Annotated in this window: 20 protein-coding genes; 1 reads left to right on the top strand and 19 read right to left on the bottom strand. The window is 37.4% G+C overall.

Annotated features, from left to right (window positions below; genetic code table 11):
* Window positions 1-3: 3 nt before the first annotated feature.
* From rpoZ to IJ535_RS05980, 4 genes are read right to left on the bottom strand one after another with little or no spacing between them, the layout of a single operon-like run.
* Window positions 4-246, bottom strand: coding sequence for a DNA-directed RNA polymerase subunit omega (rpoZ, locus tag IJ535_RS05995; protein ID WP_294293446.1), 243 nt, complete (start codon window positions 244-246; stop codon window positions 4-6).
* A 2-nt stretch (window positions 247-248) separates the two neighbouring features.
* Window positions 249-887, bottom strand: coding sequence for a guanylate kinase (gene gmk, locus IJ535_RS05990; protein ID WP_294300104.1), 639 nt, complete (start codon window positions 885-887; stop codon window positions 249-251).
* Window positions 888-1,139 carry an extracellular matrix/biofilm biosynthesis regulator RemA family protein gene (locus IJ535_RS05985; protein WP_294293438.1) on the bottom strand — a complete coding sequence of 84 codons (252 nt, stop codon included), beginning with the start codon at window positions 1,137-1,139 and terminating at the stop codon, window positions 888-890.
* 1 nt (window position 1,140) lies between these two features.
* Window positions 1,141-2,019: a YicC/YloC family endoribonuclease gene (locus IJ535_RS05980; RefSeq protein ID WP_294300102.1), complete on the bottom strand. Its 879-nt coding sequence runs from the start codon at window positions 2,017-2,019 to the stop codon at window positions 1,141-1,143.
* 112 nt (window positions 2,020-2,131) lie between these two features.
* Between IJ535_RS05980 and IJ535_RS05975 the strand changes: the two genes are divergently transcribed.
* A complete protein-coding gene (locus tag IJ535_RS05975) occupies window positions 2,132-3,883 on the top strand; it encodes an Rqc2 family fibronectin-binding protein (protein ID WP_294300101.1) in 1,752 nt (583 codons plus the stop codon).
* Here the strand turns inward: IJ535_RS05975 and recG are convergent.
* From recG to proB, 15 genes are all read right to left on the bottom strand, one after another.
* Complete coding sequence (recG, locus tag IJ535_RS05970; RefSeq protein ID WP_294300098.1) at window positions 3,851-5,899, bottom strand: ATP-dependent DNA helicase RecG; 2,049 nt, start codon at window positions 5,897-5,899, stop codon at window positions 3,851-3,853. The genes IJ535_RS05975 and recG overlap by 33 nt on opposite strands.
* A 14-nt stretch (window positions 5,900-5,913) precedes the next feature.
* Window positions 5,914-7,446 (bottom strand): DAK2 domain-containing protein, encoded by a 1,533-nt coding sequence (locus tag IJ535_RS05965; RefSeq protein WP_294300097.1) that lies wholly within the window; start codon window positions 7,444-7,446, stop codon window positions 5,914-5,916.
* Window positions 7,447-7,459: 13 nt separating this feature from the next.
* The gene (locus IJ535_RS05960) at window positions 7,460-7,819 is read right to left on the bottom strand and encodes an Asp23/Gls24 family envelope stress response protein (protein WP_294289602.1); all 360 of its coding nucleotides are present in this window, start codon (window positions 7,817-7,819) and stop codon (window positions 7,460-7,462) included.
* Between the two features lie 104 nt (window positions 7,820-7,923).
* Window positions 7,924-8,109: a 50S ribosomal protein L28 gene (gene rpmB / locus IJ535_RS05955; protein WP_015549663.1), complete on the bottom strand. Its 186-nt coding sequence runs from the start codon at window positions 8,107-8,109 to the stop codon at window positions 7,924-7,926.
* 126 nt (window positions 8,110-8,235) lie between these two features.
* On the bottom strand, window positions 8,236-9,705 hold the full coding sequence (locus tag IJ535_RS05950) for a peptidoglycan D,D-transpeptidase FtsI family protein (protein ID WP_294300096.1): 1,470 nt from the start codon (window positions 9,703-9,705) through the stop codon (window positions 8,236-8,238).
* Window positions 9,662-10,990 carry an FtsW/RodA/SpoVE family cell cycle protein gene (locus IJ535_RS05945; RefSeq protein ID WP_294300095.1) on the bottom strand — a complete coding sequence of 443 codons (1,329 nt, stop codon included), beginning with the start codon at window positions 10,988-10,990 and terminating at the stop codon, window positions 9,662-9,664. The genes IJ535_RS05950 and IJ535_RS05945 overlap by 44 nt, the downstream gene beginning before the upstream one ends.
* Before the next feature lie 2 nt (window positions 10,991-10,992).
* Window positions 10,993-13,107, bottom strand: coding sequence for a peptidase U32 family protein (locus tag IJ535_RS05940; protein WP_294300093.1), 2,115 nt, complete (start codon window positions 13,105-13,107; stop codon window positions 10,993-10,995).
* 45 nt (window positions 13,108-13,152) lie between these two features.
* A complete protein-coding gene (locus IJ535_RS05935) occupies window positions 13,153-13,578 on the bottom strand; it encodes a cell division protein ZapA (RefSeq protein ID WP_294293323.1) in 426 nt (141 codons plus the stop codon).
* A 75-nt stretch (window positions 13,579-13,653) separates the two neighbouring features.
* Window positions 13,654-14,667 carry a Holliday junction branch migration DNA helicase RuvB gene (gene ruvB / locus IJ535_RS05930; RefSeq protein ID WP_294300092.1) on the bottom strand — a complete coding sequence of 338 codons (1,014 nt, stop codon included), beginning with the start codon at window positions 14,665-14,667 and terminating at the stop codon, window positions 13,654-13,656.
* A gap of 16 nt (window positions 14,668-14,683) precedes the next feature.
* Complete coding sequence (gene ruvA, locus IJ535_RS05925; protein ID WP_294300091.1) at window positions 14,684-15,298, bottom strand: Holliday junction branch migration protein RuvA; 615 nt, start codon at window positions 15,296-15,298, stop codon at window positions 14,684-14,686.
* A 21-nt stretch (window positions 15,299-15,319) separates the two neighbouring features.
* Complete coding sequence (miaB, locus tag IJ535_RS05920; protein WP_294300089.1) at window positions 15,320-16,750, bottom strand: tRNA (N6-isopentenyl adenosine(37)-C2)-methylthiotransferase MiaB; 1,431 nt, start codon at window positions 16,748-16,750, stop codon at window positions 15,320-15,322.
* A 17-nt stretch (window positions 16,751-16,767) separates the two neighbouring features.
* On the bottom strand, window positions 16,768-18,012 hold the full coding sequence (locus IJ535_RS05915; protein WP_294300087.1) for a glutamate-5-semialdehyde dehydrogenase: 1,245 nt from the start codon (window positions 18,010-18,012) through the stop codon (window positions 16,768-16,770).
* A complete protein-coding gene (locus IJ535_RS05910) occupies window positions 18,009-18,614 on the bottom strand; it encodes a 5-formyltetrahydrofolate cyclo-ligase (protein ID WP_294300086.1) in 606 nt (201 codons plus the stop codon). Before IJ535_RS05910 ends, IJ535_RS05915 begins: the two co-directional genes overlap by 4 nt.
* Window positions 18,595-18,816, bottom strand: a complete 222-nt coding sequence (locus IJ535_RS05905) for a DUF896 domain-containing protein (protein WP_330619515.1) — start codon at window positions 18,814-18,816, stop codon at window positions 18,595-18,597. Before IJ535_RS05905 ends, IJ535_RS05910 begins: the two co-directional genes overlap by 20 nt.
* 2 nt (window positions 18,817-18,818) lie before the next feature.
* Entirely contained in the window at window positions 18,819-19,652 is an 834-nt protein-coding gene (gene proB / locus IJ535_RS05900) for a glutamate 5-kinase (RefSeq protein ID WP_294300084.1), read from the bottom strand.
* Window positions 19,653-19,895: the final 243 nt, after the last annotated feature.

The following is a 19,895-nucleotide window of genomic DNA, read 5'->3' as shown; positions in this document are numbered from 1 at the left end:
AAATTAGTTGTTTGTGTCCTCGTTAATGATTTTAATAGCACCTTCATTAAGCTCGTTAACAGCGATAGAAAGTGGCTTTTCCCCTTTAGTATAATCGATAAGTGGTTCAGCACCATCAATAATCTGACGTGCACGCTTAGCTGTAGCAGCAACGATTGTATAACGGCTGTTTACAACTGGCTCCTCACCTACCTCAACATTCTCATTTACCTTTTCCATAAGTTCTACATAAGATGGATGTATCATAATTAATTACTCCTTTCAAACACCTTTAATTCTTCTTGCATTTCTTTTATAGACGAGCTGTTTCTTTCAACCTTAAAATGCTCTGCCTGTATTATATTATGAACCTGATCTACAGCCTTTTCTAAAGAATCATTTACAATCAGGTAATCATACTGATTCATGAACTGAGATTCCTTACAAGATATTGCAAGGCGTTGTTTAATAACATCTTCTGTCTCAGTGCCTCTGCCAACCAATCTGTTTTCAAGTTCCTTAGCGCTTGGTGGCATTGTAAATAATAATAGTGCATCAGGATACATTTTTTTTACCTGAAGAGCACCCTGAATTTCAATTTCAAGGATAACATCCTTTCTACGCTCAATGAGCTGTTCTACATAAGCCCTTGGTGTGCCATAAGAATTACCGTTAAATGTGGCATACTCTAAAAGCTCATTATTTTCAATCATTTTATCGAACTCTTCTCTGGTCTTAAAGAAGTATTCTCTGCCGTCCTTTTCCCCAGCGCGCATACCGCGGGTAGTAGCTGAAATAGAAAGATTGTAATCGTTTGGATGAGCCTCTAATAAGTGCTTCATAATTGTGCCCTTACCAGCCCCTGAAAAGCCTGAAAGAACAACAACAAGACCCTTGTCGCTTACCATTTATATTTCCTCCTTTGGTGGATTACCATTTATTCTAGTAGCAATTGTATCAGGCATAAGTGCAGATAAAACAACGTAATCATCGCAGATGATAACACACCTAGTGCGACGCCCCTGTGTGGCATCAATAATATTACCAGATTCCTTAGCGCCGGCAACAATTCTTTTGGCTGGCGCCGAATCAGAGGTAATCATAGATACAATCTTATTACTATTTACTATATTTCCAAAACCAATATTAACAAATGACATATTATTCTATATTTTGAATCTGTTCTCTAACCTTTTCAATAAGTGTCTTAAGTGTAATACCAATATCTGCTATTTCTACATCTGTAGATTTAGACAAAATGGTATTAGCTTCACGATTAAGCTCCTGAGCAAGGAAATCAAGCTTTCTGCCCACTTCCTTATCAAGCTCAAATACTGAACGTGTCTCAGCGACATGGCTCTTTAAACGAACCATTTCTTCATCGATGCATACCTTATCAGCATACATGGTTACCTCTTGAGCTATGCGGTTTTCATCTATGTGATTGTCCTCTAAAAGCTCATGTATCTTAGTTGTAAGACGAGTCTTGTATTCTTCAATAATAACAGGGCTGCGCTTTTCAAGCTTATCTACAAGCACAAGCATCTCGTCCATTTTAGCAATAAGGTCTTCCTCAAGACGAGCTCCCTCTGCAATACGTGCATCAATAAACTGATTAATGCAATCTGAAAGGGCTGATAAAACTAATGATTTAAGCTCGTCCTCATCGGAGTCAGTTTCCTCTAGCTCTATCACATCTGGAAGACGCACAATATTACTTGCCTTTAAATCGTTATCGATGCCAAGCTTAGTTGCCATAGCTGAAATGGAATCAAAATATTCCTTAGCTATGATATCGTTAATAGACACCTTATAACATGCATCAGAATGCTCATTTAAAGTGATGTAAACATCAACCTTTCCTCTGAAAATACTTTCGCTGATTTTGTTTCGAATAAGACTTTCTAAGAAATTAAGCTTCTTTGGAAGCTTGATATTCAAATCCAAATATCGATGATTAACAGATTTCATTTCGATTGTGACACGGGCATTTTCATTTTCAGCAAAGCCCTTGCCGTATCCTGTCATACTACGTACCATAGTAGTCTCCTTAGAATTCGCGTATCAAAAAAGATAGATACACATAGTTGTTTTTAATTATAAATAAATGTATGATTATAGTCAATAACAATGAAGAAAGGCTTGATAAAAAATGGCATTAGATGGAATTTCTATTCATGCTCTTGTGCATGAATTTAACCAAAATTTATTAAACGGTAAAATAAATAAAATTTCTCAACCTGAGCGTGAGGAATTATTAATCACAGTAAATACTCCTGAGGGAAATAAGCGTCTACTTATTTCAGCTAACGCTTCTCTTCCATTTATGTATCTTACTTCAGATAATAAGCCAGCTCCTGCTACAGCACCAGGCTTTTGCATGCTTTTAAGAAAGCACATTGGAGCCGGTCGTATTATTGAAATTGTTCAAATGGGCTTGGAGCGTGCTGTAAGATTTAAAATCCAGCACCTTAACGAAATGGGTGATATCACTTTCAAATACCTTTACGTTGAAATAATGGGTAAGCACTCTAATATCATATTCTGTAACGAAGATAATATGATACTGGATTCCATAAAACACATCCCATCTTCGGTAAGCTCCGTAAGAGAGGTTCTTCCTGGCAGAGATTATTTTATTCCTACTCAGGAAGGAAAAATCAATCCTTTGGAAGCTACTGAGGATTTCTTTAAATCAACTGTACTTAAGAAAAGCGATTCTGTTTTTAAAGCTATTATGTCATCATTCATAGGCATCAGCCCTACAATTGCCAACGAAATCTGTTACAGGGCAGGCATTGATTCTGATGTAAGTAATGCTTCGCTTTTTGATGAACACAAAGATAGGCTTTATAAGGAATTCGCATCTATAATTGATGATGTTAAATCCGATAGATATTACTACAATATCATCATTGACTCTGCGACAAACAAGCCTGTTGAATACGCACCACTTAAACTTAGCATGTATGCAGATATGCAATCGAAAGAGCTAAACAGCTTTTCTGAGGTTCTTGTAGAATTTTACGCAAAACGTAATGCATATACTAATATACATCAAAAATCTGCCGATTTAAGAAAAATTATTTCTAATCATATTGAGCGTGCATCCAAAAAACTAGACCTTCAGCTTAAGCAGGAAAAAGATACTGCCAAAAGAGAAAAATATCGTATATACGGAGAACTGCTCCACACCTACGGTTATGAAGCTAAGCAAGGCGATAAATCAATTACCGTTATTAATTACTACAATAACGAAGAGCTTACTATCCCTCTTGATGTTGATTTATCTCCATCAGAAAACGCGAAGAAATACTTTGATAAATATGCAAAGCTTAAACGTACTGCTGAGGCCTTAGAAACCTATATTGCTCAAAGCAAGCAGGAACTTGAGCTTTTACAATCAATAGAAGCATCCCTTAGTATTGCTGAAACTGAAACAGATTTATCTGATATCAGACGTGAATTGATTGACCACGGCTTTATCAAAAAGCACACTGGTGGTAAAAAGGAAAAATCTAAAAAGAGCAAGCCTCTACACTTCATAGATGACAATGGTTTTGATATTTATGTTGGAAAAAATAACTATCAAAATGACGAGCTTACATTTAAGTTTGCCACTGGTAACGACTGGTGGTTCCATACTAAAAAGATTCATGGAAGCCATGTTATAGTAAAAACCAACGGTAAAGAGCTTCCAGATAGCACTTACGAATACGCAGCAGAGCTTGCAGCCTACTATTCTTCTGGCAGAGATTCTGACAAAGTAGAAATCGATTATCTACAAAAGAAGAATGTAAAAAAACCCGCTAGCTCAGTAGCAGGCTTTGTAGTTTATTACACTAATTATTCTTTAATTGCAACACCAACACTAGAGCACGTAAAACTGGTCAGTGAGGAATGAGTTAAGGGTAGACCTAAGCTTAGGATGATTTTCCAGGCTTGGGTCTTTATTAATTATATCGTCTACATCCTTTGATGCCATTTCAAGCTCATCCTGATCCTGATAGATGTCAGCTACTCTAAAGCTAAAATCACCACTTTGTCTAACTCCAAACATATCACCAGGGCCTCTTAGCTTAAGATCTTCCTTTGCTATATAAAAACCATCATTTGATTTAAGCATTATATTAAGTCGTTTTGACTGATTATCATCAGAGCTTTCATTCATAAGAATACAATAGCTCTGGGCGCTACCTCTACCAACACGGCCTCTAAGCTGATGCAGTGCAGCAAGGCCGAATCTGTTAGCATTTTCAATCATCATTACAGTAGCATTAGGTACATTCACACCAACCTCTACAACAGTGGTTGATACTAAAATATCTATGTTATGTTCGGCAAAATCCTCCATTACCTGATTCTTTTCTGCAGGTTTCATCTTGCCATGCAAAACACCAATGGAATAATTATCATTAAACCTTTCCTTCAGCTTCTTGCTATAGTCAATTACATTGGCAGCCTCAGTAGTTTCCGATGCTTCTACCAAAGGACAAATAATATATACTTGATGCCCTTTTTCAATCTCGTCTGAAACGAACTTATAGGCAGTATTTCTCATGCTTTCCTTGATAACACAAGTCTTTATGGGAAGTCTGTTGGCAGGCATTTGCTTAATAACAGATACATGCATGTTCCCGTACAAAATCATGGCAAGGGTACGTGGTATAGGGGTTGCAGACATTACGATAATATGAGGCTTATCCCCCTTAGAAGAAAGCTTATCCCTTTGCTGAACTCCAAACCTGTGCTGTTCGTCTGTAATAACAAGAGCAAGATTCCCAAATTGCCTACCATCAGAAATCAGAGCATGGGTACCAATAATAAAGCATGCATCATTTTCATCTACTATCTTTTGCATAGCCTTTTTCTCAGATACCTTCATAGAGCCTGTAAAAAGCACCACAGGAATATCTATTCCAAATTCTTCACACCAGGCCTTAAATGACTCGAAATGCTGTCTTGCAAGCACTTCAGTAGGCGCCATAATAGCAGCCTGATATCCAGACAATGTCACATCAAGCATGGCAAGAAATGCAACTATAGTCTTACCACTACCAACATCACCTTGAATCAGACGCTGGGTTACATATTCTCCAGACAAATCCTCGGTAATATCTGAAAGAACCTTTAGCTGGTCTTCGGTAAGCTCAAAAGGTAGACTGTTTCGAAAATCATCAGTAAATTTATGATGACTAATATTAAAGGTATTAGGATAAGATGCTACATTGTTTTCCTGTAATCTGGAATTTAAGATAAAGAAAAACATTTCCTCATAGGCAAGTCTTCTTCTAGCCTTTACTAATTCCTCATAGCTTTCAGGGAAATGATATGCATTAATAGCATCACTATATGATATAAAATCTCCCCTGTCCTCTATTTCAGCTGGCAGTCTATCATCACTTAGCCTACATCCATCTAAGGCGCTTCGCACAGTCTTGGTAACAAGATTATTACTTAGCCCCTTTGTAAGATGATATATTGGAAGCAGCTGCTTTTTGATTTCTTGATATTTTTCAGGAGTAAATATCAAAGGCTGAGACATTTTAAAACGCCCCTTATCAAGAATAAGCCTGCCGTAAAAAATATATATTTTCCCAGGTTCGAAATTGTTTCTAAGATAATTGGAATTAAACCAAACTAAATCAACAGGTATATCATCAACAAAAACCGTAGCAGACAAAATATCCATACGATTTCTTGACTTAAATACCTTAGGACTGGTTTTCATTCTGCCAGCAACGCTAATCAAGGATTCAACAGAATCCCTATTAGGTACACTTGGCTCTGGATAAATTAAATAGGTGCGAGGAAAAAAAAGGAGTATATCCTCTATGGTATATACTCCTAACTTATTAAGTAATTTAGTTGTCTTTTCTCCAACACCTTTAATAGTGTCAATAGGTGATAACAACTCCATTTTATTACTCCGATTTACTCAACTGAAATGATGTATGCGTAAACAGCCTGGCCACCTTCAGAGATTTCAACCTCAAGGTCTGGATACTTCTCCTGTACCTCTGCACCAAGAGCCTCTGCCTTAGCCTGGTCACTGCCTTCGCCCCAATAAATAGAGATTACAGATGAATCCTCAGAAACCATCTGATCTACCATTTCCTTGAATGCAACATTGATATCGGCATTAACAGAAAGTAATCCTGAATCGCCCATACCCATCCAATCATCCTTCTTGATTTCCTTATCATCGATGATTGTATCACGTACAGCGTAAGTAACCTGACCAGTCTTAACATTAGCAATCTCTTCTGTCATAGCTGCTTCATTATCTTCAACACTGGCATCTGCAACAAAAGAAATAAGTGCTGTGATACCCTGTGGAATTGTCTTTGTAGGGATAACTACAATCTTCTTATCTTCACAAATAGCTGCTGCCTGATTAGCTGCAAGAATAATATTTTTATTATTTGGTAATACAAATATTGTCTTAGCGTTAACCTTTTCAACAGCACTAAGAATATCATCTGTGCTAGGATTCATAGTCTGACCACCTGGAATCATGTAGTCACATCCAAGCTCTGTAAAGATAGATGTAAGTCCATCACCAGTAGCAATAGAAACAAATCCCATTTCCTTAGCAGGCTCTGTAAACTTAGGAGCTTCCTCCTTAGCATCACCCTCAATAGAGAAAACAACATTCTCAGAATCAGATTCTGTAATAGTTAAATCTGAAACCTTACCAGAAGCAAGCTTCTCAAGCTTAGCCTTAAGCTCTTTAATCTGGTATGAAGCAAGTGGCTTTTCAGATTCGATTGTAAACTGAACGGCATACTTAGTAGCAGCTGGCTTAGCCTTAGGTGCAGCTACTTCCTCTGCAGAATAATCTACTTCCTTACCGATAAGAGCATCATAAGCACCCTTAAGTACCTGTACAAGACCCTGTCCGCCTGAATCAACAACACCAGCCTGCTTTAAAACAGGAAGCATATCAGGTGTTCTGGCAAGTGTATCCTCTGCCTCTGCAATAACTGCCTCAGCAAACTCTACTACATCATCTGTCTTTGTAGCCATCTCAGCAGCCTTATCAGCTGCAGCACGAGCTACAGTAAGGATAGTACCTTCCTTAGGCTGCATAACAGCCTTGTAAGCTGTCTGAACTGCCTTTTCAAAAGCTTCGTTAAGTAAAGCTACATCAACCTCATCATGGCTGGAAATAACCTTTGTAAAGCCTCTAAATAACTGAGATAAAATAACACCGGAATTACCTCTGGCGCCTCTAAGGGAGCCAGATGAAATAGCCTTTGAAAGTGTTTTCATATCTGGATTGTCAAGTTCCCTAACAGCATTAGCTGCTGACATAATAGTCATAGTCATATTTGTTCCTGTGTCACCATCTGGTACAGGAAAAACATTCAATTCATTAATCCATTCCTTCTTGGATTCAAGATTCATTGCTCCTGAAAGGAACATCTTCGATAACAAAGATGCATCGATTGTTTGGATCTCCACGTATAATTCCTCCTTAGTCAATAACTCTTACACCTTCAACGTAGATATTGATTGTATCTACTGTTAAACCAGTAAAAGATGATACCTTGTATTTTACTGTTTCAATGAGGTTCTCTGCTACAGCAGCAATACTAACGCCGTATGAAACAATAACATGAAAATCTAAAGAAATCGTGTTATCTTCTGCAACATTAACACTTATTCCATGATTTAAATAATCCTTCTTGAGAAGCTTAACCAAACCGTCCTTCATATTGACAGCGGCCATACCTACAATACCAAAGCATTCTACCGCAACTGAACCTGCATAGGTCGCAATTACGTCTGTGTCTATAACAATTTTACCAAGCTCTGTTTCCATTTGACCTTGCATAATCTACCTCCAAAATTCGCATATTTAGTCATATTATGCAACCATTATATACTAAAGCAAAAATAAAAGCCACCCTTTCGAGTGACTTTCAATATCGTGTAAGATTAAGCACGCTCAACCTTGCCAGAACGTAAACAAGAAGTACATACATATAACTTCTTAGGTGTTCCATTCACATTACACTTAACGGACTTCACATTAGACTTCCACATATGATTGGATCTTCTATGAGAATGGCTCACATTGTTACCGAAATGAGCGCCTTTTCCACAAACTGCACATTTTGCCATGATTGCACCTCCTTGTAATAATATTCAAAACAGCGTCACGTATTTACGCAACGATGAAATTATAGCAAAGCAATTGATAAATTGCAATGTTTTTTTACGCAAAATGCAAATAAATTATTTATAATCCTAATTAAAATAGGCATTAAACACTTTTGCCGCAAGAGGAGCCGCATATTTACTTCCATATCCTGCCCCTTCCATAATGACTGCTATAGCTAGCTTATCACCGCTATCATTTACAGCATATCCTACGAACCAGGAATGAGTAACGTTTTTATTTGTGGAATACTCTGCTGTTCCTGTTTTACCGTATACCTTTAAATCACCAAAATCTACATTATCAGCTGTTCCATCCATTACAACAGCTTCCATATATTCATTTAATAGCAAGACCTCTTCATCAGACAATAGCTTGCCATAGCTTTTAGGTGTGGTGGCACTAACAATATCTCCCTCCTCACTTACAAGCTTATCTGCCATGTAAGGCTCCATAAGTTCACCATTATTTGCTATAGCAGATACAAGCATGCACATGTGCAAAGGCGAAACTGTAGTCTGCCCCTGGCCTATTGCAGTTTGTGCAACAATAGAGTCTGATGTACTGTCATCTATATCAAATTTTGATTTTCTAGTATTACCTAAAGCTGCTGGCAAGGTTTCGTTAAATAATAAAGAATTAGCGGTACTTAAAAAAACTTCTCTATCAAGATTAATTCCCATATATGCATAGGCGCTATTACATGAATTAGAAAATGCCTTAAGCAAATCCTCACTTCCATGAGCTTTCTTAGAGCTACAGTGAATTTTATAATCATCTACAGTAATAGAGCCCTTGCAATTATAATCGAAATAATCATCACCATCATTATCTCTAAGATACGCAATAGTCGTAACTATCTTAAAGGTAGAACCAGGTGGGTACGCTCCTGCAATAGCTCGATTAAGTAAGGCTGAATTATTTTTTGTCTCGTCTGTTATAGCATCCCAGTTTTCAGCTATGGTATTCGGGTCGTAGTCTGGCTTAGATACCATGGCAATCACCTTACCAGTATCTGGCTCTATAGCAATTACGGCACCATCAAACATATCAAGCCCATCGTAAGCTGCCTTTTGAGTATCATAATCAAAGGTGGTATATAGACTGTCTCCTGGACTTTTTATCCCACTTAAGGTGTTATTAATCTGTTCATCCAGTGAAATATGGCTCTTTAATAAATCAAATGAATAACTGGCCTCTAAGCCTGACATTCCCTTTCCAACATATCCTACACTGTGAGAAAACAGCCTGTCATCAGGATATTTTCTATATTCATTATTTTCATCATCGGTTTTGGTTTCAGCGATAATGTGGCCATCTGCTGTATAAATGCTGCCTCTAGTTACATCATCTGTAAAAACCGAAAATCTGGAATTGTAGGAATTATAAATAAAATCCTTAGAGCCTACCTGTACAAAATAGCCCAAGAAAACAGCCATTGCCACAAATACAGCTGTAAATAAGGCTGCAACTACATATATCTCTTTTCTTATAGCCTTTTTCGTATTTCTTTCTTTAGTCATATCTTCTGCCTTTATTATCAATATAAAACAAGTCATTAGAACATTCTGCTACATAAAAGCAAATGAACATGGAAAGCAAGGAGCTTCCACCATAGCTTATAAATGGAAGTGTTACACCTGTAGAGGGAATAAACTTTATAACACCACCAATATTTAAGATTGTTTGAATAGAAAAGATAATAGCTATACCATTAACAACCAACATATAAAAGCTCTCTTCGCAATTAAAAGCCACATTGAATAATTGCAGGCAAGTACACATCAAACAAATAATAATACATATCGCCGCGATAGTTCCAAGCTCTTCTGCCATAGCAGCAAAAATGAAATCCTTTGTAACTACAGGAATCTTTGTAGGCTGGCCTGCTGTAAAGCCAGAGCCAATCCAGCCACCTGTTCCTATGGCAAATAAAGATTGCGAAATCTGATAGCCCTTATCGTCCACTACAGAAAGTGGGTCAGACCAGGCAATAAATCTGGACTGTATATGAGGGAATAAATTGTATGCAAGAATGCCGCCTATGGCAGCCACACTAATCTCAAGCCCTAGCACTATATAATTTTTGTAGGCTATAAATATAAGCAGTACATAGGCAACAAGAAAGATTAATGCTGTTCCTAAATCTTTAGAAAGAACAAGGATAATCACATGTAAGCCAGCACCAACAGATGCGAACAAAAAGCCTCTAAAATCCTTGTAGGTTACAATGCATCCACTAATAAAAAATAAAAATGACAGCTTTACAAACTCACTAGGCTGAATACTGATGTTACCAAAGGATAAGGATAGTTTTGCCCCGTATTCAACCTTGCCTGCAAGGCTTACAATCAAAAGTAATATAATACCTATTGCAGCAAAAACATACATAAAGCTTTCGATTCTTTTAATCTGGCGAAGTATCATAATTACTATTATCGATATAATCAATGAAACTATCGCAAATACGAATTGCCTAATGGCCCTTCCCTGGCTTAACCTTTCAAGAAAAGCAAAGCTTAGCGTAAGAAAAAACATCATATTATTAATTAATGCTTTAGACATAGGATAAGTAAGCTTATTAAGAGAAATACCAATAAGCGCAAACAACAAAAGCTGTCCTGCAAGTAAAAATAAATATATACTGTCTTCTCTGACCAAATACAGAATTATGGAAGTATTACACAAAAGTAACACCACCATAACTGATTGAATGGTAGACATAACACTTCCAAAGACTTCACTGTTTTTAAATTCGAATATCTGAATAATATCAATAAAAGTAAAAGCCAGTACAAATGCCAGCAATGTAATTCTTGAAAAGGAAATAAGTACACTAACCAAAACTATTCAACTCCTCTTTTTAAATGTCCTTTAGTATAGTCTTCCTTATATGTAAAAGGTTGGTTTTGATTAAAGACTTTATCATATAAGTCTAGGATATTGCGGACCTCATTAGCATCCTCAATAGTAAAATCTAATCTAAGCTCTTCTAAATTAAGTGAAAGTATATCATCTCTTAAGTCAAATGCAATATATCTCTTGCTGTTATAAATAGTGTTATAGCAATAATCGCAATTGCAAACAACTGATAAATTCTCATTTTTTCTATCTACGATAGTAATCTGCTTGTTTGATTTATTGCATCCAATAGTGTTTTTTACTGTACAATTAGCAGTAATCATCATAGGAATTCTGCTGTATACAATCATCTGAGAGCCTTGATTATTACGGTGTCTAAGCTCTTTAAGTGACAGCTCATAAGGTAATGTGCTTCTAGTAAAGCCATTTGCCTTAAGGCCGTTTACGCTTCTATTATTAAAGCTATATAGTCTATGATCAAGGATAATCTTATCTTTAGGGTAGCCCTTATTTATAAGCATTCCAAGCTCATCAAATGAAGCAGCAACTACCCCATCTGCCTCATCACTTAATTCTAATGACGAAATATATTCATCTCTTAAAATTGCAGGCAAGTAAATATAAACCTTTCCATTAAACAGCTTTTTAGCCTCCTTAAAAAGCTTAGCTGGAACAGCAATACTATCGACAAAATCAAATTCACTAGCTGCTTTAATTTGCTCTATAGTAGTGGCTGTAACAAAGCAATTTGGATTATTTGAAAATCCTGCCTTATCATCTTCTTTAAGCGCCTTAAATGGAAGTATTCTTTTATTTGAAGAACCTAATAGATTATTTGTAAGTACTTCTATAGCTTCTCTTCTTGCATTTTTTATTACAGATACAGGCAGGAATATTCCATCATCATAATCAATATGTAGCTTATTGATAGTAAAGCCTGTATTACCAAGGCCAGATACTGCCTTTTCAATATCCTCTTTTGTAGCAGACCTGTTATTGGCTTTCTCAATTATGTTGGATGAAGCAGTACCCATATTTCCATTTTCATCAGTGAATGTAACTGTAAATTCTTTTCCAAGAAGGGCACTGACTTTGCAATCTAACGGAATTTTCTTTTCAGGAAATTCTTGAGCCGGATTGTCTGATTTAGTATGGGATGGTGCCTCAAAGGTAATCATATCAGGCCCATTATGTTCCTTTAAGTATAAAGATGTAAATCCACTTCTATTTCCAAAATCAAGTAGCCTTTTAATATCTGCTTCACTAACCTGATAATTCTTGGCTCCCTTGTATAGGTATTCATCTAAATAATGTCTGTAGACACTGACAACACCTGTGGCATACTCTAGCTGCTTCATTCTGCCCTCTATTTTAAAGGACATAACGCCTACATCTATCATTTCAGGCAAATATTCTATAGTGCAAAAATCCTTTGGAGATAAGATATAGTTGCCCTTTTTATTAAGCTTTCTGCCATTTTCATCAAAAGCTTCGTAAGGCAGGCGACAAGGCTGAGCACAACGGCCTCTGTTTCCAGAACGTCCTCCTAAAATAGATGACATTAAGCACTGACCAGAATAGCATACGCAAAGTGCACCATGAATAAAGCTTTCTATTTCAAGATTAGGACAAGCCTCATGTATATTAGAAATTTCTTTAAGGGATATCTCTCTTGCTGTAACAATTCTGCTAGCACCAAGATTTTCAAAAAACTCAGCTCCATATTTAGTACAAAGGCTGGCCTGGGTACTAACATGAATATGGGTATCAGGAAAATATTCTCTTATAAAATTAAAGACGCCAAAATCCTGAACAATAAATGCATCTATACCGTTTTCTACATAAGCCTTTAGATATTCGTACAGCTTTCCTTCTATCTCAGTATTCTTAAGCAGCGTGTTTACTGTAAGATATGATTTGACACCATGAAGATGACCGTATTCAATGGCCTCTTTAGCTTCATCTATAGTAAAATTCTTAGCATAAGCCCTGGCACCAAATAAATCGCCACCAAAATAGACAGCGTCCGCTCCTGCATTAACTACAGCCTTATATATTTTTAAATCACCAGCTGGTGAAAGTAATTCTAACTGATTCATAAATACCTCTTGTAAAAAATAAGGGTCCCTTTCGGGACCCCATAATTAGTTATCTGTAATTGAACCTAAAAGAGCATCCTCTAATGATGCTTCAAGCTTAGTCTTATTAAGTAGGAGCTCCTTATTTTCTGACTCAAGCTTTTCGATAGTCTCTTCTAAGGTTTGTGTCTTTAGCTGTGCTGAAATTAAATCATGCTTAAGATTATAAATCTCTTTATCACGAATATCTAAATCCGATTCAAGGGATTCCACCTTTGTCTTGGCTTTAAAATAATCATCAGCTATATTAAGTTCAAGCAATGTAGCCTTTAAGTCTGCTGAAATACGCTTATAATCATCAATCGAATTAAACTCTTCGAGCTTAGAATTGATGTAATTAGCTACCTTCTGAAGATACTCTTCTTCCTCGTAGCCGCTTAATGTATAAACTTTTCCGCCTATAAGCACCTTTGCGCTCTTTTCGGAAACCATATACTGTCCTCCCGCTTAAAATTCAAGTTTAATTATAACTTTCTTCAAGGATAAAAACAAGATTTCTTAGTTAGTTTATATTACATTTTCTGGAATAGGCATACCAAAATGTTCGTAAGCTTCTTTTGTTGCAACCCTTCCCTTTGGAGTTCTGATAATAAGCCCATGCTGAAGCAAATATGGCTCATATACATCCTCAATAGTACCAGAATCCTCTCCTACTGTAGCAGCCAGATTATCAAGACCTACAGGCCCCCCTCCGAAACGTTCGATAATAGCAAGCAATATGTTTCTATCATTATTATCAAGACCAAGTGTGTCTACCTCTAAAGAATCAAGTGTTGCAGCAGCAACCTCCTTTGAGATTCTTCCATCATATCTTACCTCAGCGTAATCACGAACACGCTTAAGGTATCTGTTGGCAAGACGTGGTGTTCCTCTGGATCTAAGAGCAATCTGGTAAGCCCCCTCATAATCAATAGGTGCATTTAGCTTTGCAGCAGAAGCTGTAACTATTGTAGATAGCTCCTCAGGAGTGTAATAATCCATGTGACCAATGATTCCGAATCTATCTCTTAGTGGAGCTGATAAAAGTCCTGGACGAGTTGTTGCACCGATAAGTGTAAATCTAGGTAGCTTAGTGTGTATTGAGCGAGCTGTAGTGTCCTTGCCCATTACAATATCAACAGCAAAATCTTCCATTGCCGAATAAAGAGTTTCTTCCACAGGCTTAGAAAGACGATGAATTTCATCTATAAATAGAATATCTCCATCCTTAAGAGTCATAAGAACAGCTACAATCTCACCTGGGATGGTGATAGCAGGCCCTGATGTAACCTTTATGTTAGAGCCCATCTCACCTGCCACAATGCCGGCAAGAGTAGTCTTACCAAGACCTGGAGGGCCATATAAAAGCACATGGTCTAAGGCATCTCCTCTGTTTTTGGCTGCCTCAATATAGATTTTCATATTCTCCTTGACCTTATTCTGACCAATATACCCATCAAAAGATTTAGGCCTAAGAGCATTATCATTTACAAGATCTTCGTGACTTGCAATTGTTGATGTTATCTGTTTGTTAGTAAGCATTTTTCAACCCGCCTATTTATAAGAATGACATCTGCTTCAATGTATCGGAAAGCAACTGTTCTGTAGTTGTAGAATCTGTAATTGTCATTTTGTCAAGTGCCCTGGCAGCATTGCTTGCAGAATATCCTAAAGCAACTAAAGCCTCCAGTACCTCTTCCTTAACCGTATTAGAAGCTGCAGGCTTAACACCTGATAAATCAGATGTAATCTTGGCCTCAAAGGCACCAATAATATCTACCTTATCCTTAAGATCTATAATGACTCTCTCGGCTGTTTTCTTACCTACACCAGGAGCGGCAGCAAAAGCCTTGGCATCACCACCCGCAACAGCAAACTGAATATCTGAAACAGTCATGGAGCTAAGGATTGCCAGCGCTCCCTTTGGACCAATTCCACTAACTGAAAGAAGAAGCTCAAACATCTTAAGCTCCTCCTTATCATAGAATCCATATAAAGTAAGAGAATCCTCCTTAGGAATAAGCTTAGTGTTAAGTTTAACCTCTGAACCAATGTTAGGTAACATTCTGATTGTGTTCATGGATGAACTGACACTGTAACCAATCTCATTATTCTCTACAACAACAATATTTTCATCAATATCTGCAAGTGTTCCTCTAATATATGCAAACATTGGGTATCCCCCTTGTAATTTTTAGGCTAGTTCTCCTATAAAGTAGAACCCTTTACAACAGTTTAACCTAACCTTAACAATTTTTCCAATCATAGATTCATCTCCAGGGAAATGAACTGTAACATTATTAGCAAGCTTGCCAGAAACAAGTGAAGAATCCTGTTCATTTACCTCTTCAACTAACACTTCCTGTGTTGTACCTTCTAAGGCCTTAACCTTTTCGTGACCGTGCTTTTGAACAAGGGCAAGCAGTCTATCGAATCTATCCTTAACTACATCCTCTGGTACCTGATTATCCATAGATGCAGCAGGTGTACCTGTACGCTTAGAATAAATAAATGTAAAGGCACTATCATAATGAACCTTATCTACCACATCCATAGTTTCAAGGAAATCCTCTTCTGTCTCACCTGGGAAGCCTACAATAATATCTGTTGTAATAGCTACATCCGGAACACGTGCTCTAAGCTTTTCTACCAGCTCAAGATAATGCTCCTTAGTGTAGCGTCTATTCATCTTCTTAAGGATTTCTGAGCTACCTGATTGAAGTGGTAAATGCATGTGATGGCATACCTTAGGAAGTGTAGCCATTGCTTCAATCAGATCATCAGATAAATCCTTAGGATGAGGTGTCATAAAGCGGATACGCTCAAGCCCTTCAATATCGTTAACCATGCGAAGTAAATCTGCAAAGGTAACCTTTTCATCAAGGCCTACACCGTAGGAATTAACATTCTGACCAAGAAGCATAATTTCTACAACCCCATCAGCAACTAAAGCTTTAATCTCGTTTACAATATCCTCAGGCTTTCTAGAGCGCTCCCTACCTCTAACATAAGGAACGATGCAATATGTACAGAAATTGTTACAGCCAAAGCTGATGTTTACACCGGACTTGAATGGGTACTTACGAGAGATTGGAAGATTCTCTACAATCTTATCTGTATCCTTCCAGATATCAATAATCATGCCCTTCTTGTTAAGGAGTGCTGTTGTAAATAGTTCTGCAAACTTGTAAAGATTGTGAGTACCAAAAATCAAATCAACAAATTTATAGTTTGATTGTAGATGTTCAATAACAGTAGGCTCCTGCATCATACATCCGCAAAGGCCAATCATCATGTCTTTATTCTTTTTCTTATATCCATGAAGAATACCAAGGTGTCCATATACCTTATTATTGGCGTTTTCTCTGACTGTGCAGGTATTGTAAATTACAAAATCTGCGTTTTCATCTGTAGTCTCAACATATCCAATTTCCTTAAGAACTCCAAGTAGCTTTTCAGAATCCCTGGCATTCATCTGACAACCAAAGGTGGTAACACAGCATGTAAGCTTTCTACCAAGCTCCTGCTCCTTCTTTTCGATAATCTTTTTTGCCTCAGCAATAAAATAATACTGACGCTCTGGCTCCTGAGTTGGAGCATTGTTTAATAAATCTGTAATACTCATTTTAATTCCTTTATTAATTATTTTCTAACCTGACCATTACCATGAATGGTGTATTTGTAGCTTGTTAATGCAAGCAGCCCCATTGGTCCTCTTGCGTGAAGCTTTTGGGTGCTGATTCCAATCTCTGCACCAAAGCCAAATTCAAATCCATCTGTAAAACGTGTAGATGCATTTACATAAACGCAAGAAGCATCTATTCCATCTAAGAATTTATTTGCATTCTCTTCAATATTAGTAATGATAGACTCTGAATGACCTGTGTTATATTTATTAATGTGAGCGATAGCTTCTTCTACGCTTTCTACAGTCTTAACAGAGATAATGTAATCAAGATATTCCTTACCAAAATCCTCTTCTGTTGCAGCCTCAGAGCCTTCTAAGAACTCTCTTGATTTTTCATCTGCAAATATCTTAACGCCATGTTCCTTAAGCTTAGTGTTAAGAGCTGGCAGCAGCTTTGCAGCAATATCCTTATGAATTACAAGTGACTCGCAGGCATTACATACACCAATTCGTTGAGTCTTGGCATTTTCGATAATAGAGATAGCCATATCTATATCTGCATCACTATCTACATATATATGGCAATTACCTGAGCCTGTTTCAATAACAGGAACAGATGCATTTTCTACAACTGATTTGATAAGACCAGCCCCACCTCTAGGAATAAGAACATCCACATATCCATTCATTCTCATAAGCTGGTTAGTAGATTCTCTGGTGGTATCTTCAATAAGAGTGATTGCATCCACTGGAAGATTTTCTTTAGCCAAGGTTTCTCTAATAACCTTTACAATGGCTTTATTAGATTCTAAGGCATCACTTCCACCCTTGAGAACTATTGCGTTACCTGTCTTAAAGCAAAGCCCAAATACATCTGCGGTAACATTTGGTCTTGCCTCATAAATAACGCCGACAACACCAATTGGAACTAGACGCTTAGCAATCTGTAGACCATTAGGGCGAGTCCACTGTTCCGTAATCTTGCCTATTGGATCCTCTAAGGCTACAACCTGGCGAAGCCCCTCAGCCATGCCCTCAATTCTTCCTTCATCAAGCTTTAATCTATCAAGAAGTCCTAAAGATAAGCCTTTGTCTTTGCCCTTTTCCATATCAATTGCATTTGCAGCAATAATATCCTTACTATTTGAAACAAGAGCATCAGCCACAGCAAGTATGGCTTTGTTTTTTACATCTGTGGGCAGTAAAGCTACCTGATACTTTGCTTCTTTAGCCTTTGTTAGCAGTTCCATTAATGTCATAGCCTATCTCCTTTCAAAACTTCATCTTCAGTAACAATAATATTCATTTTAACATCATGCTCACAGGTAGAAATAGAAGGCCTTAGCTGATTATTAAAACACATTGCTATTTTAACAAGATTTTTATCCTCTAAAAACCTATCATAAAAACCAGCACCATAGCCTATTCTATTAAAAGCTCTATCAAAAACCAAACCTGGAGTGATGCAAATAATCTTATTAGATTGATTTAGTATGATATTTTGGTAATCAAAAATTTCCAAATCACACTTTGGCTCCATGATATCATAGGCGCCCTTAACAAAATCACTTCGTAAATGCGATATTTTATAAAAATATAACTGATGATTTTTTACATCTGAAACAGGGAAATATAATATCTTTCCCTTGTTTAAGAGATTCTCATAAAGAGGTAACAAATCAACTTCTGAACCAAATGGATAATAACATAAAAAAATATTAGCCCCTTTAAAATCAGATTCTAAAAGAGCCAAAGTATTCTTTACAATGTCTGCGGATTTAATCTTATGCTCCATGTCAGACATATCATTTCTAAGCTTTTTATGAATATTCCTTAAATCTTTACTTTGATTTATTTCCATACTTTTCGCCAAGATTTTCTATATTACCATTTTCATCTACAAGGTCTATATTATTAAGCTGAGCCCTAATATTGCCCCTGATAGCTGCAATATAAGCCTTTCTAAGCTTAGCCTGCTCTTCCTTTTCTGCCTCAGTAAGACCTTCTGCTTTACTTTTATGATAAAGCTCATTAATTCTTGCAATATCTTTTTCTGTAATCATGATTAATCCTCTAACAAATCTAACACTCGAACATCATCTCTTTTATTTGCAACAAAGAGTGTGCCCTTATCTTTATTTTCAAAAATACGATGGATATTACCGATATGCTTACCATTAGTAATAACCATATCTGCACCAGAGTATGTAGCAATCTGAGCAGCCCTAAGCTTAGCTGTCATGCCACCTGTACCTACATTTGAAGTGCTTTCACCACTGGCCATATCTGCCACTGCATCTATATCTGAAACAACAGGTACAAACTCAGCATCAGGATTAATACCAGGATCATCAGTGTAAAGCCCATCAATATCTGAAAGAAGCACCAAGGCATCAGCCTTAACCAGTGCTGCAACAATTGCAGACAGAGAATCATTATCACCAAACTGAATCTCATGTGTGGCTACTGTATCATTCTCATTAACAACAGGAATTACTCCAAGATTAAAAAGCTCCTCAAAGGTATTCCTAGCGTTCTCTCTAGATTCAGGGTCAGTCATAGTCTTCTTAGTCATAAGAATCTGCCCTGCCTTTTGATTATACTCAGAAAACAGCTTCTGATAAACCGACATCAAAAAAGCCTGCCCAATAGAAGCACACGCCTGCTTAGTTGCCAAGTCCGTAGGCCTTTCCTTAAGCCCTATTGCGTATCTACCCACAGCAATAGCACCAGAAGAAACCAGGCACACATCCTTCCCCTGGGCCCTAAGGTCGCACAACTGCCTTACAAGCCTCTCCAACTTAGTATAATCAATATTTCCAGTGGCCTCATGAGTAATAGTTGACGAACCCACCTTAATTATCACACGCTTCTTTTCTGTAAAATCTACTCCGTACATATTATTCTCCGTTCATAATCCGTCTTATAATACCACTACTCCCCCGTATTACGCAACCCCCGACGTAATCCCTTGTGGACATCTCGCAGACGGCGGCCTCGTAATTCATCATGCTCCCGTAGGCCACCTCTAGCAGTGACGAGACGACCTCCTAGTACTCCGTGCTCCCGCAAGCCATCTCCCATTGGAGCCAAGGGAACCTCCCTAAAGGGTCCCTCCTTAACTCCATGGGGCCCTCTTGCT

It is taken from the genome of Pseudobutyrivibrio sp. (assembly GCF_017471675.1).
Taxonomy (GTDB): domain Bacteria; phylum Bacillota; class Clostridia; order Lachnospirales; family Lachnospiraceae; genus Pseudobutyrivibrio.
Note: the sequence above shows the minus strand (reverse complement) of the source record. Positions and strands in the feature narration are given on the sequence as shown.

Bases quoted from the DNA above. Each gene is read 5' to 3' on its own strand.
- proB (WP_294300084.1), bottom strand. From the start codon at position 19,652: ATGTACGGAGTAGATTTTACAGAAAAGAAGCGTGTGATAATTAAGGTG.
- ruvB (WP_294300092.1), bottom strand. From the start codon at position 14,667: ATGCTTACTAACAAACAGATAACATCAACAATTGCAAGTCACGAAGAT.
- IJ535_RS05980 (WP_294300102.1), bottom strand. From the start codon at position 2,019: ATGGTACGTAGTATGACAGGATACGGCAAGGGCTTTGCTGAAAATGAA.
- gmk (WP_294300104.1), bottom strand. From the start codon at position 887: ATGGTAAGCGACAAGGGTCTTGTTGTTGTTCTTTCAGGCTTTTCAGGG.
- rpoZ (WP_294293446.1), bottom strand. From the start codon at position 246: ATGATACATCCATCTTATGTAGAACTTATGGAAAAGGTAAATGAGAAT.
- IJ535_RS05960 (WP_294289602.1), bottom strand. From the start codon at position 7,819: ATGCAAGGTCAAATGGAAACAGAGCTTGGTAAAATTGTTATAGACACA.
- IJ535_RS05935 (WP_294293323.1), bottom strand. From the start codon at position 13,578: ATGGTTTCCGAAAAGAGCGCAAAGGTGCTTATAGGCGGAAAAGTTTAT.
- IJ535_RS05905 (WP_330619515.1), bottom strand. From the start codon at position 18,816: ATGATTACAGAAAAAGATATTGCAAGAATTAATGAGCTTTATCATAAA.
- IJ535_RS05950 (WP_294300096.1), bottom strand. From the start codon at position 9,705: ATGACTTGTTTTATATTGATAATAAAGGCAGAAGATATGACTAAAGAA.
- miaB (WP_294300089.1), bottom strand. From the start codon at position 16,750: ATGAGTATTACAGATTTATTAAACAATGCTCCAACTCAGGAGCCAGAG.
- IJ535_RS05940 (WP_294300093.1), bottom strand. From the start codon at position 13,107: ATGAATCAGTTAGAATTACTTTCACCAGCTGGTGATTTAAAAATATAT.
- ruvA (WP_294300091.1), bottom strand. From the start codon at position 15,298: ATGTTTGCATATATTAGAGGAACACTTGCAGATATTGATGAAAATATT.
- IJ535_RS05985 (WP_294293438.1), bottom strand. From the start codon at position 1,139: ATGTCATTTGTTAATATTGGTTTTGGAAATATAGTAAATAGTAATAAG.
- rpmB (WP_015549663.1), bottom strand. From the start codon at position 8,109: ATGGCAAAATGTGCAGTTTGTGGAAAAGGCGCTCATTTCGGTAACAAT.
- IJ535_RS05975 (WP_294300101.1), top strand. From the start codon at position 2,132: ATGGCATTAGATGGAATTTCTATTCATGCTCTTGTGCATGAATTTAAC.
- IJ535_RS05910 (WP_294300086.1), bottom strand. From the start codon at position 18,614: ATGGAAATAAATCAAAGTAAAGATTTAAGGAATATTCATAAAAAGCTT.
- IJ535_RS05915 (WP_294300087.1), bottom strand. From the start codon at position 18,012: ATGACATTAATGGAACTGCTAACAAAGGCTAAAGAAGCAAAGTATCAG.
- recG (WP_294300098.1), bottom strand. From the start codon at position 5,899: ATGGAGTTGTTATCACCTATTGACACTATTAAAGGTGTTGGAGAAAAG.